Raw genomic sequence first — 17,736 nt, forward strand, 5'->3', positions numbered from 1 at the left:
ATAGAAAAGTTAGACATTTATAAAACTTTAAAGATTTGATAATACACGATTTCTGTATTTTACAGGAGTCGTGTATTTTAATTTGTTTGATCTTCTAACATTGTTAAACCAATAAATATAATCTTTCAGAATTTCCTTCATCTCTTCTAAACTTCCAATCTTAAGTCGATTCAGTTTTTCTCTCTTCATTAGATTAAATATCGTTTCTCCTGGTGCATTATCATGACAATTTCCTTTTCGGGACATGCTTTGGATTATATTCATTTTCTTTAGTCGAGCCTGATAGCCTGGATTCTGATATTGAAAGCCTTGATCTGAATGAAGGATAGGAGCAGCTCCTGGTGGAAGATTATCTGCTAGTTCATCTAGCATATTATAAATAGTTTTCATTTCAGGAGAGTAACTTACTGCACAAGCTAGAATCTCCAAAGAAGCTTCATCTACTACAGGAGAAATATAAACTTTCTTGCCGTTAGTTAGTTTATATTCGGTTACATCGGTATGAAGAACTTTATAGGGGATAGTTTCATCAAAAGTTTGATTTAGGATATTTGGTGCTTTCTTTCCTACATTACCCTTATACGAACTATATTTACCAGTATTTTTATGATAAATTGTTGTTTTTATTCCTAAACTTCTCATTAACTTACGTACTGTTTCTAGAGAAAGTTTAAATCCTTCATCTCTTAACGCTCCCCACATAGGACGATAACCATATGTTTCTTGTCCTTCATAGCCATAATAGATTTCTTGAATCTTCTCTTTTACTAAAGCATACTTATCAGCTTGATTAATTCTATTTTTTACATTGTCATAGTAAGTCTTTCTATTTAATTTAAGCACCTTAAATAAGACCTTAAGTTTAACTTGATGGTGTTTTGCCCGAATATCCTGTATTAATTGTGTTTTTTGTTTGTTGGATAACGTGGATATCGGGCAGCCACTTTTTTTAAGACAAGATTTTCCACTCTAAGTCTTTCTAATTCAGCTTCCTGCTTAAGAATTTTTTCTTCATACTTTTGCTTTTCACTAAGTTCTAACTTTTTAGTTGTCTTCTTACTCTTTTTAGGCACTTTCCTAGGCCGACCTTTCTGTTAGCGTATCCTTCTTCATTGAACTTTTTAGCCCAATTGTATACTTGAGAATCACTAATATTAAACTTAGCCGCTACCTTTGAAACTCCAATAGAATGTGTTAAATAGTAGCGTACCACATTTAGCTTAAAGTCAGAAGAATAAGTAGTACAGATAAGGCAGCTAAACCTCGACACTTAGCCTTATCAATCCATCTACGAATAAGAGTCCAATGAATATTATATTGTTTAGCTAAACCTTTTATTGAATCTTCATGATTTAAATATTTGGAAACAATTTCAATTTTTAATTCAGTCGAATATTTGGTCATAAAAAATACCTCATAATTATTAGATTTTATGTCTAACAATTATGAGGCACTTCAAATTTGAACGAGAAGCTTTTTACTTAGTTAATTTATGTACTTTATGAGCCAAAACCATTTCTTTGTTTCGATCTTCATAAATTGCGTCTTTTACGTAGTTCCAGGGTGCCATTAGGCGACCTTTATTGTTTTTACGGAAAAGAAAGTCAGCATGATGATTTTCAAGGTGACGTAGATATCTTTTAGCATTTTGAACCTGAGTATGATGCTTTAGATTTAAGCGAGGTTCAAAATCAATAATTTTATGATCAGCATTAAAGACAGGTCTTACTTTATGGTGCCAGTGACGAGCACTAGCAACATGACGACTAACTTTTTTGCCTGCTTCAATAATATTTTCTTTAGTGGCTAAACTATTCCGATCTTTTAACTCTGCATGTGGATCTAGATAATAGTTTCCTAAACCATCTTGACGATAAAGACGTAACTTTTTGAATGATTTATTATTTTTATCCGTCTTCACTTCAATAACGTCACCATTGGTATGGTTCATTAAATACATGTGATGTTTTTTAGTGTAATTTACACCCTTCATGATCAGAAATTCACCCCTTTATATATCTTATGAATCTATATTATAGACGCATTTTAAAATAAAGTATAGTGATTAAAGTAGGACATTAAGTAATTTGTAAGAGTACAAAAAATTACTTAATGTCTATAAAAAGAAAACACTAAAGACAGTTAGAGGTTTATTCTAACTGTCTTTAGTAAATATTTAAAAGTTAATTAGTGTTCTTTGCCGTCGATAATAACATGAACGCGTGGATTCTTAGGACCTTTAGCCTTAGAAATAACGCCTTTGTTAACTAAATCTTCGATTTGATCTGGGTCATAGCCTAACTTAGACAAAATTTCTTTGTTGTTCTCACCTAGGTCAGGAGCCTTATCGTAAACTGGCTTGTAGTTTGAAAGAGTAAATGGTAAACCGATGGTCTTAAAGTCGCCACGATTACCGCCTTGATTAATAGTAACGATAGCGCCATCCTTGTTTAAGTCTGGATCGTTTTCAAGTTCATGCCAGTCAAGAACAGGACCAACAGGAACACCAGCAGCACCAAGTTCTTTAGTTAGAGTGTATTTATCGTATTGCTTCGTGTATTCTTCGATTAGTGGGTAAAGTTCTTCTTTGTGTAATTGACGGTGTTGCCAATCAACAAATCTTGGATCAGTTTCCCATTCTGGGTGACCCATTGCTTCGCAAAGTTTATCCCAATTCTTGTTTTCGTTTTGAATAACAATGTAAACGTAAGCGTTAGGATCAGTTTCCCAACCTTTGGCCTTGTAAGTCCAGCCAATAACTTGACCACCTTCAGTGTTTTCAGCACGAGGAATTGCTTTGCTCCATTTCCAGTCAGGGTAGACTGCATAATGAGGAAGAGCACCTAAGTTATCTAACATGATTTGGTCACGTAATTTAATACGGCAAAGGTTTAATACAGCATCTTGCATTGATTGGTAAACAAAAGTACCTTCACCAGTATGTTCACGTTGAAGTAAAGCTGCCAAAATACCGATAGCTAAGTGCATACCAGTGTTTGAATCACCTAAAGCAGCAGCTGATTGAGTAGGAACGTTGTTAGGCCCCTTGTTCCAACCAGTAGCAGAGGCAGCACCACCAGCAGATTGAGCAACTGGTTCAAAAGCTTTAACGTTTTCAAAACGTGAACCTTGGTTGAAACCTTTTAATGAAGCATAAATTAATTTAGGATTTAATTCATGAAGCTTATCCCAGCCAAACCCATTTCTATCAGCAGAACCAGGAGCAATGTTTTCTACGAATACGTCGGCTTTCTTAATTAAGTCGTACATAATCTTCTTACCTTCTGGAGCCTTGATATCAACAGTTAAAGACTTCTTGTTTGCGTTTAATTGTAAGAAGTAAAGACTCCAAGAATCTTTAATATCAAGTAATTCGTTTCTAGTTGGGTCACCAGTGTCAGTACGTTCAATTTTAATAACTTCAGCACCTAACCATGCTAAAAGTTGCGTACATGAAGGACCAGATTGTACTTGAGTCCAGTCGATGACTTTAATTCCTTTTAATGGAGCATATTCATTTTGTTCGTTTTTTTCATTTTCACTCATTTTAATTACTCCTTATCAATTTTTTCTTGTTCAGCTTCTTCAAGCGGCTTTAAGTTTAAGGATGGGTTCAAATTGCCAATGTGACCAGATTCTTTACCCATTGATGGATCAATTTGAACATTAATGATACTTGGACGACCAGATTCAACAGCTGTAGCAAAAGTATCTTTCATTTCTTGATAATTAGTTACGTAGTAATTGTCACCGCCAAATGCTTTAGCAATTAAATCGTATCTAGCGGTTGGATCAAGGGTAGTTGGACCTAATTGATCAGGAACAACATTATCAACACCGTTGTAAATACCACCGTTGTTAATAACTACAACAGTAATTGGGAGGTTGTAGCGGCACATTGTTTCAACATCCATACCGTCAAAACCAAAAGCACTATCACCATCTAAGGCAACAACATGTTTGCCAGTTTCAATAGCAGTTGCGATAGCATAACCCATGCCAACGCCCATAACTCCCCAAGTACCAGTATCAAGTCTATGACGAGGAAGTTTCATACCGATCATGTCACGACCAATATCAAGTGTGTTAGCACCTTCACTTACCAGATAAGTATCAGGGTGTTCTTGGAAGTAGTCATTAATTGGTTCAATAGCACCGTAGTAACCGAATTCTGGGTTAGTTTCGCCAGCTTTAATTCTCTTAGCAAACTTAGCATCATTCTTTGCAGTATCTTGTGCAATTGCATCAAGCCAGTCGGAAGGGGTCTTATATCCAGTTGCAGTAAGAGCTGGAACTAATTTGTTTAAGATAGAGGTTAAGTCACCTTGAAGTGGGGCAGAGATCTTTTGTGCAGAATCAAATTGGGTTGCATCAATATCTAATTGAATAAATTTAGCATCTGGGTTGAATTGTGGTGCGTTTCCGTATGAAAGCATCCAGTTTAATCTAGCACCAATTAGAATAACAACGTCGGCACCCTTTAATGATAATGAACGAGCTGCAGATGCAGAGTGCTTATCGTCATCAGGCACAACACCTTTGGCCATGGACATTGGCAAAAATGGAATATCAGTCTTGTTAATCAATTCTTGAACTTGTTTTTCAGTTCTATCATAAGCAGCACCTTTGCCAAGAATGATTAAAGGCTTCTTAGCTTGTTTGATGATATCAACGGCACGATTAATTGCGTCATCACTTGGCTCTTGTAATGGAGCTGGGTCAACTAACTTGTAAACACCCATGTTCTTTTCACCAAGATCATCATTAAGTTGAGCGATAGTGTCAGCTGGTAAGTCAAGGTAAACACCACCAGGTCTACCAGAAACTGCAGTACGAATTGCACGTGCAACTGCTAAACCAACATCTTGAGCTCTATCAACACGATAAGCTTTCTTACAGAAAGGTTTAGCAACGTTATATTGATCTAATCCTTCGTAATCACCTTGAGATAAGTCAATAATATGACGTTCTGAAGATCCTGAGATCATAATTAATGGAAAACAGTTTTTAGTAGCTTGAGCTAAGGCAGTTAGTCCATTCAAAAATCCTGGAGCCGATACAGTCATTGCTACACCAGGTTTTTTGGTTAAAAATCCTGCAGCTGCGGCAGCATTTACAGCCGAGTCTTCGCGACGAAAGCCATAATACTTCATTCCCCTTAATTCAGCTAATCTTGCTAAATCTGTAATTGGAATCCCCACAACCCCGTATAGGTTATTAATACCATTTTTTTGTAAAGCGTCAATTAATAAACTGGCACCGGTTCTATTTAAAGAGTCATCTACCATAACGTAACCTCCATGGTAATGATAATTTTTTATTATATAAGAACGCCGTCCCTTAATGAGAATGGGTTCAGTTAATTTATAGACTTTTTTGAATGGTTTAGCAAGAAAAAAGATAAAAAAATTTTATATATAGGGAAAAGTGCTTTTTAAATATATATTATTTTTAATAAACTATCTATGAAATTAATTCGTAAATTGATACTTAAATAAATCGTAATTTAAATAACTAATTTAATTGAATACGAAAATTTTTGCTTGCTAATTTTTATATTAAGTTTATATTTAAAATATGATGAAGAAGATTTCGTCAGGAATATTTACCGTGAACTGATTATAAGAGAGGTTTAGAGATGATTAGTATCCTAATTAACGACATAATCCCAATTTTGGTGATTATGTTACTAGGTTATCTCTGCGGAAAGTTTTACTTTTTCGATAATGATCAGAGACAAGGACTAAACAAATTGGTTCTTGATATCGCATTACCAGCAGCTTTATTCATTTCAATTGTTAAAGCTACCAGAAAAATGTTTGCGCAAGATATCATATTAACGTTAATTTCTATTGTTGGTGTGGTAGGTCTATTTATGTTGAGCTACTACTTAGATAAATTGTTGTTCCACAGAACTACGCAACAAGCTGCAGTTTGTGCCTTGATTGCAGGTTCTCCAACAATTGGATTCCTTGGTTTCGCTGTTTTGGACCCTATTTATGGAAATAATGCAACGACTAACTTAGTTATTGGTATTGTATCTATTATAGTTAATGCAATTACTATTCCTTTAGGATTAGCACTAATTAATAAAGGACAGGCAGCTACTAAGAAGCAGGCAACTTCAAATCCTAATAATAAGGGAACAAAAGTAGAAGTAGAGGATATAAAAGGCAAAGGCATAAAAAAAACCAAAAAGAAGGTTATGGTAACTATTCCCGATGGAGTACCAGTTACTGATGCTGAAGCAAAAGCCTTGAAAGAAAAAGGTATAGAACGTGAGATTGATTTAGCACGTGCGGAAATTGCTGATCATGCTGATGAACCGCATAAGCAAATGAATCCAACTGTAAAATCTGTTATCAATGCCGTTAAACAGCCAGTTGCTGCAGCTCCACTACTTGCGGTTATTTTGGTGTTAATTGGTATTAGAATTCCTACTTCTTGGGCACCAACCTTTGATTTGATTGCCAAAGCAAATGCTGGTGTTGCAGTTTTAGCAGCTGGGCTAGCTTTATCCACAGTTAAGTTTTCAATTGATAAGGAAGTTATTTGGAATACTTTCTTTAGATTATTCTTAACCCCAGCAGTAATTGTTGCAGCTGCTTATATTTGCGGTATGGAATCTGATCCTACTAAGATTTCAATGCTTTGTTTGGCAACTGGATTGCCACCAGCATTTTCTGGAATTATTATTTCTAGTCGTTACAACATCTATGTTAAGGAAGGTGCTAGTTCAGTGGCTGTTTCAACAGTATTCTTTGCAGTAAGTTGTATCTTCTGGATCTGGCTATTACCAATCTTGGCACATATGTTTTAAATAAAAATTATGGATATAATTAAGGGATAGGGCGAGCGTCCTATCTCTTTTTTGTGAAGGAATTAAGCTATGATAGATAATAAAAATTTGTTGAAGCTCTTAAGAACTGAACTTCAAAAGATGAATAACGGTGATAAAACTAAATTTTTAACTTATAAGAAAGATCGAAGCATTCTTGTGGAAAAGGGCGGAGATACTTTTACAATAATTAAAAATGGATATCGCCAAATGGTGTGGGAAAATTTAACTAAAGCAGAAGTTTTAAAGAGAATGAAAAAGTTACAAAAAGTAGAATTCCCAAGAAGTAACAAATTATATTTGAGTAAGTAAAAATGGCAGACTGTAAAAGTTACAATCTGTCATTTTTACTTACATTCTATTTAATTTTGATATCTCCATCTTGTGTAGAAGCTGTTAAAACATTAGCACTATTTTTATTCTGTGTAAAAGTATCGCTAGATGAATCACTTTTAACTTTGATGTCTCCATCATCTACATTAAGGTTATAGCCACTAAAATTAGACGTAGAAATGTGAATATCTCCATTATCTGTGTTTATCTTAAATCCATTTTTACTATTTAGTTTGCTGATAGTGATATCTCCATCGCTAGTATTAATTCTTCCGCTTGGAGATTTTAAATTGTTAATATCAATATCACCATCATCGGTATTCAAAGAAATAGGATTTGTAGTAGCTATGTTTTCAACTTCAATATCACCATCATCTGTTGAAAGATTTAAACTCTTCAATAGGTGCTTTGGTACGGTAATGGTGATAGCAGGGTCTCCGTTAATGTGGTGAACGCCAGATGCTGATTGTTTAATTGTCATATTGCCGTTTTTTCTACTAACAGTAGGCTTTAAATTCTTAGGGCCTCCATATTCAACGTTATATTTATCGCCATATTTAATAGAAATATCTGTTATAGCAGCAGAGACTTTTAGTTGATTAAATCCCTGATTACTAATAGTAGTTTTAATTGCAGGTTTATTGTTATTGTTGTTAGTGATAATAATGCTACAAGCTGAAAGAGTCAGCCCGAGAGAGAATAACATAAAAATTAAGGCGAACTTTTTACTAATATTTTTCATAGAAAACTCCTAAGATAATAGTTAGGACTAATTATCTTATATTTATTGAGTAAAGTAAATTTAAATGAAAATTGGAGGGAAAGACAATGAAAAAGATGCCACCAATTCAAAAAATTTTAGAAGCTTACACAGCAATTGTGGATAAACATGTGGAATTGAAAGATAATGAGGCTTTGGTTACTTCATCAAATGATGCAAAGACCTATACGGTAAGCTGGGATGATGATATTTACCATTCAAATGACAATGCGACTTATTGGCAAGGTTATGCAGGGTATCCGATAATTGCGGTTTTGATGCTGCAAGGAAAAATACCCTTTGATCAAAAATTAGCTGATAATTTTGCATCAGTTAACTGGAATGAAGTGAATGCAAAATTTAAACGTAATTATGCTAAAGCAGCCTCTGAAGTTATCAAGAAAAAAGGATTAAATGAAAAAGAGGTTATGACTGAACTTGAGAAGGTCTATGAAGCTTTAAAGGATTTACCAATCACGATTAAACGTGGCTCTCTTCGTCCACCTAAGGCTAGTAAGTAATTAAGAATTATGAGTTGCGCCCCATTCATCCATCGCCTTAATAAGATGAAAAAACATTTTTCTTAAATCAGTCGATGAATATTCATTTTTAGATACTGTATAAACTTCCTCATTAATAATTTTTATTGCCAGTCTAAGCAAAGCTCTTGTTTATGCAGTTCTTCTGGCAATTCATCACGATCAGTTTTGTGACTATCGAGCTTAGCGCCAGTGATTTGTTTAGTAAATGAATCAATACGACGATTTGAATCACGTAAATCATAGTAAGTAGTAACTACTTTGTCATAATCACGTAGTTCTTTTACATCGAAGTCCTTGTTATATTTTCCTTCAAAACAAGTGAACTGTAATGGTAAACGTGGTTTTAATTGTGGCTTTTGATCAGGCACGCCAACTTGCATTCCTAATACTGGAAAAGTTAATTTAGGTAAATCAAGTGTCTTAAGCATTTCAAGTGGATGATCATTAACTGTCCCAAGTGGTACGTAGCCTAAATCCATACTTTCTACGGCATTAGCAACATTTTGATAGGCAAGTAAGGTATCTTCCATTGCTTGGAAAAAGATATCAGTAGTATGCACACGACCATCATCCGTGCCAAGTTGTTTTCTAATTTGTTGATTACGATATAAATCAACGACAAAGATGAATAGATCACCTTCTGCACCAACATATTTTTGATTGCATAATTCTCTAATCTTTTTCTTTTGCTCAGGATCAATAATATGTATCAAGCTAGCGTTTTGCATGAACATGCTAGTTGGGGTTTGTGCAAAAACTGAGTATAAAGTTTCCAATTGTTCTTTATTTAAAGTTGTATTTTTAAATTTTCGAATTGAACGGTGATTTAATTGTGCATCAATAGTTTTGTTATGTATCATTTTTATCCTTCTTGCTAATAATTAGTAAGTATATTATAGCAGATAAGCACTGTTTTTTCTTTTTAGCAATAAAAAAGATGCATAGTAGATATATCTGCTATGCATCTTTGTATGTATTTATTTTTACCTAATCAAGTAAGTCATATTTTAAGGTCATTAAGCCGTGACCTTCGTTAACCATGTTTCCTAGTAATTCAACAGTATTATTGTAAACTGTATCAGCCATTTTTTGATTTGCTTTGTTTAGCTTATCTTGGAGTTCATCGCCGGAGTAGTTTTCAATTTCTTTATCAGTTTCATGTTGAATTTTATGGCATTGAGCAAGACTCTTTTGTTCAAAGTCGGCTTCTAATTCACCATAAACACGGAAATTAGTATCACCTAATTGAGCAGTTAGTTTATTTAACCAGAAGATCTTATTTAAATCGAATTTAGGACCAGTCTGGAAGCTTGCTGGAGTAGTGGTGATATTGGTGTAGAATGGAACCATGCTGTTAAAAGTATTTGGTCCAAATGCTAACCATTGAACACCGGCAATTTCTTCTGGAACGTCATTTCTAATTTGTAAAATATGAGTTTCAAAGTTTCTATTAATACCGATTGGACGGAAGGTCTTCTTTTGTTCAGCTGTACCTTGATCTCCATATGCATCAAAGGGAGTGTCTTGGTAATGAGAACTTTCAGCCCATTTAATATCTTCAATACTGATTTTACGATTTGCGTGGCAAATAAATGGTTGATCTTGATCACTTGGTTCACCGCCAAAGTCAGGGTCGAAATAGTTGTGGATATACCAAGCACGTGGATTATTGTAGTGAGCATCTTTAATTGTTGAAGAGCCAAAGATGTGACGCAAGTTATAGCCCTCAAGGTCTGGATTTAAGTGGTATTCTTCAATTAAATCTTTTAAATCTTTTGATGAAGCAAAATCATCATTATCGAAATAAAATTCATCGATATTTAGACGGTTAGGGGCAATTACGTACGCATCATCTGGAATACGGCGAGCTGCCCAGTGGTGACCACCAATAGTTTCAAGGTACCAAATTTCATCTTTATCAGAGAAAGCCATCCCGTTCATTTCGTAAGTACCATACTTTTCAAGTAAATATCCTACGCGTTCTACACCTTCATAGGCAGAATGAATATATGGCAAAGTTAAAGTCACGAAATCTTCTTCACCTAAGCCGCCTTTTTCAAGGAGTGGATCAACACCTTGAATTCTTGAATTAGTGGTAATAGTTTCAGTTGCAGTCATAGCAATATTATCTGAATTAATACCAGCAGCAGCCCAAATTCCATTTTCACCTGATGCGTCAGGTGCACTAGTATAGCGAAGAGGGTTAGGGAGAAGATCTTCATCGTCGATCTTTTGATGACTAATTACACTTTCGTAGTGTTTAGGTTGATCAGCTGGCATTACGACATCAAATCGCTCAGGGATAATAGTACGGCCGCCATCTTCACTACGGGCTATCATTGTTGAACCATCAATAGTTGCATCTTTTCCGACTAAGATAGTAGTACATTCGGTTGGTTTCATAAATAAAATCCTTTCTGAATTCTTTACTTACTATTGTACGCGAAAATGTAAGGTCTTAGGAAATAATCTGGTACTAGTTAATGCTTTTCTCGGTAGTATTTGGGACTAAGGCCGGTATAGCGCTTAAAAGCTTTTGAAAAAGTAAAGGCATCCGTATAACCGGTAATATTTGCAATTTGCTGAATAGCGTAATTACTATTTAATAATTTTTCCTTCGCTTTTTCCATCCGCAACTGGGTAAGAAATGCTTGCGGAGAAATATTCAGATTTTTCTTAAAAATGCTGTATAAGTAGCTTCGAGATAGGTCGAGCTCATCACATAGAGCACTAATTGTACAAGTGGAATTAGCAGAATTTTGTTCTAAATAATTAACTGCTAGACGCAATTCTTCATTAGCATTTTTAGCTTTAGAATTTAATTCAGCAGGATATTCGGTGATTAAGTGGTAAAAGAATTTATAGATTAATGACTCAATTAATACATCACTAGCAAGGGAGCTACGGTAGTGAAGTGAATCGAAAAGTTGTTTTAGGCTTTCGTAAGTTTCACTTGTTTGAAGCTGACGTAAATAATATTTTTTAGTCAACTTAGAATTGTCTAGTAATCCCTTGATTTTTACACCTGAAAAACCAATCCAGAAGTATGACCAGGGTTCAGTGCCGTCAGCTTGATAAAAACAAGGTATGTCCTTTGGAAGAAGGAAAATATCACCGGCTTTTAAGTTCACAGCATGATGATTAGCTACCGAAAAGGTTCCTTTACCTGATTGAATATAGTGAATGACATAATTGTTACGGACATTATTACCCTTGAAAAAGTAGTTTGGAGGACAATTTTCTTGTCCAAAAAATAAAACCTTAGTCTCAATACTGTGATTGTTTAATGTATGATATTCACCATTCATTGCTCTTATCCTCTTATCAAATTCCCATGTTAATGATGGATATATGTTTTTAAAAATATATTTAATACTTATAATGATACCATTTTTACGGTAAGACATGTCATTATGATTAAAAACAAATTGACACAATCTGACTTAATCTGACTATTTTGTAAAGCGGATACATCCTGCATAATAAATATTGCTGAAAGCGAATACAAAAAATTAAAAGAGGGAAGATTATGAAAGATAAAGATCAGGGAAAAATGTCACTGGGTGCTAGACTAGCATACAGTTTTGGTGCATTTGGTAATGATTCATTTTATGGATTACTATCAGGATATTTAATTATGTTTATTACCTCGCATTTATTCAATACAGGTAATGCGGCTGAAGATGCCAGAATGATTAGTATGGTTACATTGATTATCATGGTGTTAAGAATTGTTGAATTATTTATTGATCCATTTATTGGAAATGCAATTGATAGAACCAAGACCCGTTGGGGACATTTTAGACCATGGGTTGTAGTTGGTGGTAGTGTTTCAGCTGTGATTTTATTGATATTGTTCACTAACTTAGGCGGACTTTATCAAAAGAATGCAATCTTATACATGATTGTTTTTGCAGTTCTATACATCACAATGGATATCTTTTATTCATTTAAAGATGTCGGCTTTTGGTCAATGCTTCCATCTTTAACAACTAATTCTAGAGAACGGGAAAAAACTGCTACTTATGCTCGTGTAGGATCCACTATTGGTGGTGGGTTAGTTGGAATTCTAGTTATGCCAGCAGTTATCTACTTCTCAGTCCGTCCAACTTCTACGGGAGATGATCGTGGTTGGTTCATTTTTGCAGCAATTATTTGCTCAATTGCATTTGTTTCTGCATGGTGTGTTGGTTTATTTACTAGAGAAGTTAACAGCGATATTCGTAAAAATAAGAAAGATACTAAGGGAATTATTGGTATTTTTAAAGCTTTATCTGGTAATGATCAATTAATGTGGGTTGCACTTGCATACCTATTCTATGGAGTTGCAATTAATATTACTGGATCTCTTGAAGTTTACTATTTTACATATATTATGGGAATGCCAAAAGCATTTTCTATTTTTTCAACGATTAATGTATTCTTAGGAATTATTGCGACATCATTATTTCCACTTTTATCTAAAAAAATGAGTCGTAAGGCACTCTTTACCTCTTGTTTAGCTGTAATGCTTTGTGGAATGGGATTATTTGCAGTAGCTGGAAGTAATTTACCACTTGTTTTACTTGCTGCCTCAATTTTTGGCTTTCCACAACCAATGGTATTCTTAATCGTTTTGATGGTCATTACGGACTCAGTTGAATATGGCCAGTTAAAACTTGGACATCGTGACGAATCACTTGCGTTGTCTGTTCGTCCATTAATTGATAAGTTTGGCGGTGCCGTTTCAAATGGTGTTGTTGGTCAAATTGCGATTATGGCCGGGATGACTACTGGTGCTACTGCTTCGTCAATTACAGCAGCTGGTAAGCTTAATTTTAAAATAATGATGTTCGCTGTGCCTGCTGTTATGCTTGTAATTGCAATTTTAATTTTTGCAAGTAAAGTTATTTTAAGTGAAAAGAAACACGCAGAGATCGTAGCTGAACTTGAAAAGACCTGGGGCAAGAAATTTGATAAAGATAGTGATAATGATATTGATAGTGATGTCCTCATTGCTACTCCAATTTCTGGTGAATTGATGAATTTAAGTCAGGTTAATGACAAAATATTCTCATCTGGGGCCGTTGGACAAGGCTTTGCAATTAAGCCAAGTGATGGAAAGGTTCTGGCTCCATTTGATGCGACAGTTAGACAGGTATTTACTACAAGACATGCAGTTGGGCTAGTTGGTGATAACGGGGTAGTTCTATTAATTCATATTGGACTTGGAACGGTAGCACTAAACGGAACTGGATTTGTATCATATGTTGAACAGGGTCAAAGGGTAAAGAAGGGGCAAGAATTAATTGAATTCTGGGATCCCACTATTAAAAAGGCTGGGCTAAATGACACAGTTATTGTAATAGTAACAAATTCTGATAAGTTTTCAGATATTGACTTAATGGCGAAAACTGGTCAAGCCGTACAAGCAGAAGATAATATTTTAGAATTAAAAGTAAAGAAGGAAGAGCCAGCACTAGGAGGCGGAGAAGTTGAACCAACTAATTAATTTTGATGAAAAAAATAAAGTTTTTCACTTACATAATGATCAAATTTCATACTTATTAGCAGTTGAAGATGGAAATACACTAGCTCATGTGTATTTTGGTAAAACAATTAAACAATATCATGGGCAATTACGCTATCCGCGAGTAGACCGAGGCTTTTCTGGTAATTTACCGGGCTCACTAGATAGAACTTTTTCACGTGATTCTTTACCAAAAGAATACAGTACAGCTGGTGAAATGGATTACCATACTCCAGCAGCAGTAGTTCGCCAAAAGGATGGATCTAACGCCTTATTTTTAACTTACCATGGTTATAAAATTGTGGCCGGAAAGCCCGATTTAGTAGGATTACCTCATTCTTTTGTTGAAAATAGTGATGAGGCAGAAACTTTAATAGTCAATTTAACCGATGAAAAGAGCAAAATTAAATTTGAATTAGCTTATACAATTTATCGTGATTATCCAGTAATTACCCGTTCAGTAAAAGTTGTTAATAATGGTGAAGATACAGTTAATATTGAAAAAGTTGCTTCAATGCAAATTGATTTTGTTGATCGTGACTTTGAATCAATTACTTTACCTGGTGCGCATGCACATGAAAGACGAGTAGAACGTAGCAAAATCAATCAAGGTATTCATGTTTATTCAAGCCATCGCGGCACTTCTAGTCATCAAATGAATCCATTTATGGCATTAGTTGATCCTGATACAACCGAATTTGCTGGGGATGCTTACGGATTTGTATTCGTTTACTCTGGTAATCACAAGTTTGAAGTGGAAAAAGACCAATTTGCTCAAACTCACGTCAATATTGGCATTAATAATTTTAACTTTAATTGGGAGTTGAAGCCAAAAGATAGCTTCCAAACGCCAGAAGTCTTAATGACTTATTCTAATCAAGGTCTAAATAAGATGAGCCAAGCATTTCATAGCTTGATTCATGATCGGATTATTCGTAGTAAGTACAAAGATCAAGTTCGGCCAATTTTAGTAAATAATTGGGAAGCAACTTACTTCGACTTTGATGAAGAAAAATTAAAACCAATTGTAGATGATGCCAAAGAAATGGGTATTGAAATGTTTGTCCTTGATGATGGTTGGTTTGGTCATCGTGATGATGATAATTCTTCACTAGGAGATTGGAGTGTTTTTGAAAAGAAATTCCCGCATGGATTAGATCATTTTGCTAATTATGTCCATGACCAAGGGTTAAAATTTGGCCTTTGGTTTGAGCCAGAAATGATCTCAATGGATTCAAACTTATATAGAGAGCATCCTGACTATTTAATGCATGTTCCAGGAAGAACTCCAAGTCCATCTCGTAATCAATATGTTCTGGATTTAGGTAGAAAAGAAGTTCGTGACAACATATTTGAGCAAATGAATAAGATTCTTGAATCAGGTAAGATTGATTACATTAAATGGGATATGAATCGTCACTTGTCAGATATTTATGAAGCAGATTTGCCAGCTGCAAGACAGGGAGAAACTTACCATCGTTATGTCTTAGGACTTTATGATCTGCTTGAAAGGCTAGTTGATACTTATCCAAACCTATTAATTGAAGGCTGTTCTGGTGGTGGTGGGCGCTTCGATGCTGGTATGGCATATTACAATCCACAGATTTGGGCTAGCGATGATAGTGATGCAATTGATAGATTAAGTATTCAATATGGCACTAGTTTAGCTTATCCACAATCAATGATGACTTCTCATGTTTCAGTTAGTCCAAATGAGCAAAATGGACGAATTACACCATTCAATACACGTGGAATTGTGGCAATGTGGGGTGATTTAGGTTATGAACTCGATTTAACTAAGATGAGCAAAGAAAATCGTCAAGCAGTTAAAGATCAGGTAGAAAAATATAAAAAGATTAGAGAAGTTACCCAATATGGGACTTTTTACCGCTTAAAGTCTGCTCAAACTAGTAATCAATGTGCTTGGGAAACGGTCTCAAAAGATAAAAATGAAGCTGTTTTGTCAGTAGTTAAGGTAATGGCAAGTGCTCAACCGTATTTAACTAAGACTAAAATGGTTGGACTTAATCCAGAAAAGCACTATGAAGATCAAAAGACCCATGAAATATATGGTGGAGATGAACTGATGAACTTAGGAATTTATGATTCAGTTGAACACGGTGATTTCAAGGCTTATATTCATCACTTTAAGGCAATAGATTAGGATTAGTAGTAATGACAATTTCAAATAAAGTAATGCTCATAACCTATCCAGATAGTTTAGGTAAAAATATTAAAGATTTAGATGACGTACTGCACACAGACTTAAAAGGTGCTGTTGGAGGAGTTCATTTGTTACCATTCTTTCCCTCAACTGGTGACCGCGGATTTGCTCCAACAGATTATTCAATGGTTGATCCTCAATTTGGAGATTGGTCTGATGTCGAAAAGTTAGGCGAAGACTACTACCTTATGTTTGATTTTATGATCAATCATATTTCTCGTCAGTCTAAGTACTATAAGGATTTTCAAAAGAATAAAGATCAAAGTCCTTATGCTGACCTTTTCCTCAGTTGGGATAAGTTCTGGCCTAAGAATCGACCAACGCAAAAAGATATTGACCTTATTTACAAGAGAAAAGATCGTGCTCCATATCAGGAAATTACTTTTGCGGATGGAAGTAAAGAAAAACTCTGGAATACTTTTGGTGAGGAGCAAATAGATCTTGATGTTCGAAAAGATGTAACTAAACAGTTTATTAAGCAGACTTTAAATAATTTGATTGATCATGGCAGTGACATCATTCGACTAGATGCGTTTGCTTATGCTATTAAGAAGTTAGATACTAATGACTTTTTCGTAGAACCAGAAATTTGGGATCTATTGAAAGAAGTACAAGATGATATTTCAGCTAAAGGCGCGCTAATTTTGCCTGAAATTCATGAACACTATTCAATGCCATTTAAGATTGCAAGACATGGTTACTTTATTTATGATTTTGCCTTACCAATGGTGGTGCTTTATTCACTATATAGCGGTAAAAGTCAGCGTCTTGCTTCATGGCTAAAAAAGAGTCCAATGAAGCAGTTTACGACATTAGATACTCATGATGGAATTGGTGTAGTAGATGCTCGTGATATCTTAACTCCGAATGAGATAGGATACACAAGCAATGAATTGTATAAGGTCGGCGCTAATGTTAAAAAGAAATACTCAAGTGCGGAATATCATAACCTCGATATTTATCAAATAAACTCTACTTTCTACTCTGCACTTGGTGATGATGATAAAAAATACTTTATGGCTCGACTTTTACAAGTATTTGCACCTGGAATTCCCCAAGTCTATTATGTTGGAATGCTTGCTGGTAAAAATGATATTGAACTTCTTGAAAAGACAAAAGAAGGTCGAAATATTAATCGTCATTATTATAGTCGTGAAGAAATTCATGAAGAAGTTCAACGTCCTGTTGTTAGTTCTTTAATTAACTTATTAAGATTTAGAAATAATGAAGCGGCATTTGATTTGAATGGAAGTATTGAAGTTATTACTCCTACTGAAAATGAAATTCATATTATCCGTTTGAATCAGGACAAAACACGAAAAGCAGAATTACGTGCAAACTTAGAAACCTTAGCTTATAAAGTGTTAGTGAATGGGCGAGAGATGGCTTTTTAATACAAACTATAAATATTTTTGAAGAAGAATTAGGTAGAAATTGCCTAATTCTTTTTTTGAAGCAGATCTAGAAACTAAGTTTATAGACAATATAAGGTATAATTTGATTAATGAAAAAATTCTGCAAGCATGGGAG

13 protein-coding genes and 1 pseudogene are annotated in these 17,736 nt (G+C 34.7%); 6 read left to right on the forward strand and 8 right to left on the reverse strand.

Annotation, left to right across the window (positions count from 1 at the left end; genetic code table 11):
• Window positions 1–27 precede the first annotated feature (27 nt).
• The 4 genes and pseudogenes from GTO82_RS01375 to oxc form a co-directional block, all read right to left on the reverse strand.
• Window positions 28–1,404: pseudogene (locus GTO82_RS01375) on the reverse strand (IS3 family transposase).
• 73 nt (window positions 1,405–1,477) lie between these two features.
• The gene (locus GTO82_RS01380) at window positions 1,478–1,993 is read right to left on the reverse strand and encodes a hypothetical protein (RefSeq protein WP_180873511.1); all 516 of its coding nucleotides are present in this window, start codon (window positions 1,991–1,993) and stop codon (window positions 1,478–1,480) included.
• A 194-nt stretch (window positions 1,994–2,187) separates the two neighbouring features.
• Window positions 2,188–3,546 (reverse strand): formyl-CoA transferase, encoded by a 1,359-nt coding sequence (frc, locus tag GTO82_RS01385; RefSeq protein ID WP_180873512.1) that lies wholly within the window; start codon window positions 3,544–3,546, stop codon window positions 2,188–2,190.
• A gap of 5 nt (window positions 3,547–3,551) precedes the next feature.
• Window positions 3,552–5,288, reverse strand: a complete 1,737-nt coding sequence (oxc, locus tag GTO82_RS01390) for an oxalyl-CoA decarboxylase (protein WP_180873513.1) — start codon at window positions 5,286–5,288, stop codon at window positions 3,552–3,554.
• A gap of 350 nt (window positions 5,289–5,638) precedes the next feature.
• Between oxc and GTO82_RS01395 the strand changes: the two genes are divergently transcribed.
• Together GTO82_RS01395 and GTO82_RS01400 are read left to right on the forward strand one after the other, a co-directional pair.
• Window positions 5,639–6,820, forward strand: coding sequence for an AEC family transporter (locus GTO82_RS01395; protein ID WP_180873514.1), 1,182 nt, complete (start codon window positions 5,639–5,641; stop codon window positions 6,818–6,820).
• A 69-nt stretch (window positions 6,821–6,889) separates the two neighbouring features.
• Window positions 6,890–7,150 carry a hypothetical protein gene (locus GTO82_RS01400; protein ID WP_180873515.1) on the forward strand — a complete coding sequence of 87 codons (261 nt, stop codon included), beginning with the start codon at window positions 6,890–6,892 and terminating at the stop codon, window positions 7,148–7,150.
• Between the two features lie 46 nt (window positions 7,151–7,196).
• Here GTO82_RS01400 and GTO82_RS01405 read toward each other — a convergent pair whose 3' ends face one another.
• On the reverse strand, window positions 7,197–7,913 hold the full coding sequence (locus tag GTO82_RS01405; protein ID WP_180873516.1) for a DUF4097 family beta strand repeat-containing protein: 717 nt from the start codon (window positions 7,911–7,913) through the stop codon (window positions 7,197–7,199).
• Between the two features lie 86 nt (window positions 7,914–7,999).
• On the opposite strand from GTO82_RS01405, the gene GTO82_RS01410 reads away from it, so the two are divergent.
• Window positions 8,000–8,452 carry a hypothetical protein gene (locus GTO82_RS01410; RefSeq protein WP_014567060.1) on the forward strand — a complete coding sequence of 151 codons (453 nt, stop codon included), beginning with the start codon at window positions 8,000–8,002 and terminating at the stop codon, window positions 8,450–8,452.
• A gap of 122 nt (window positions 8,453–8,574) precedes the next feature.
• On the opposite strand, the gene GTO82_RS01415 is transcribed toward GTO82_RS01410, so the two are convergent.
• From GTO82_RS01415 to GTO82_RS01425, 3 genes are all read right to left on the reverse strand, one after another.
• Window positions 8,575–9,333 (reverse strand): NADPH-dependent oxidoreductase, encoded by a 759-nt coding sequence (locus GTO82_RS01415; RefSeq protein ID WP_180873517.1) that lies wholly within the window; start codon window positions 9,331–9,333, stop codon window positions 8,575–8,577.
• A gap of 127 nt (window positions 9,334–9,460) precedes the next feature.
• Window positions 9,461–10,876: a C69 family dipeptidase gene (locus tag GTO82_RS01420; protein ID WP_014567061.1), complete on the reverse strand. Its 1,416-nt coding sequence runs from the start codon at window positions 10,874–10,876 to the stop codon at window positions 9,461–9,463.
• Window positions 10,877–10,953: 77 nt separating this feature from the next.
• Complete coding sequence (locus tag GTO82_RS01425; RefSeq protein WP_180873518.1) at window positions 10,954–11,781, reverse strand: AraC family transcriptional regulator; 828 nt, start codon at window positions 11,779–11,781, stop codon at window positions 10,954–10,956.
• Window positions 11,782–12,002: 221 nt separating this feature from the next.
• On the opposite strand from GTO82_RS01425, the gene GTO82_RS01430 reads away from it, so the two are divergent.
• Genes GTO82_RS01430 through gtfA form a run of 3 tightly spaced genes read left to right on the forward strand, consistent with a single transcriptional unit; the run spans window position 12,003 to window position 17,600 of the window.
• Entirely contained in the window at window positions 12,003–13,964 is a 1,962-nt protein-coding gene (locus GTO82_RS01430) for a PTS sugar transporter subunit IIA (RefSeq protein WP_180873519.1), read from the forward strand.
• On the forward strand, window positions 13,948–16,146 hold the full coding sequence (locus GTO82_RS01435) for an alpha-galactosidase (RefSeq protein WP_180873520.1): 2,199 nt from the start codon (window positions 13,948–13,950) through the stop codon (window positions 16,144–16,146). The genes GTO82_RS01430 and GTO82_RS01435 overlap by 17 nt, the downstream gene beginning before the upstream one ends.
• 11 nt (window positions 16,147–16,157) lie before the next feature.
• A complete protein-coding gene (gtfA, locus tag GTO82_RS01440; protein WP_180873521.1) occupies window positions 16,158–17,600 on the forward strand; it encodes a sucrose phosphorylase in 1,443 nt (480 codons plus the stop codon).
• The last annotated feature ends 136 nt before the right edge of the window (window positions 17,601–17,736 follow it).

The organism is Lactobacillus johnsonii, from assembly GCF_013487865.1.
In the GTDB taxonomy this organism is placed as follows: Bacteria; Bacillota; Bacilli; order Lactobacillales; family Lactobacillaceae; genus Lactobacillus; species Lactobacillus johnsonii_A.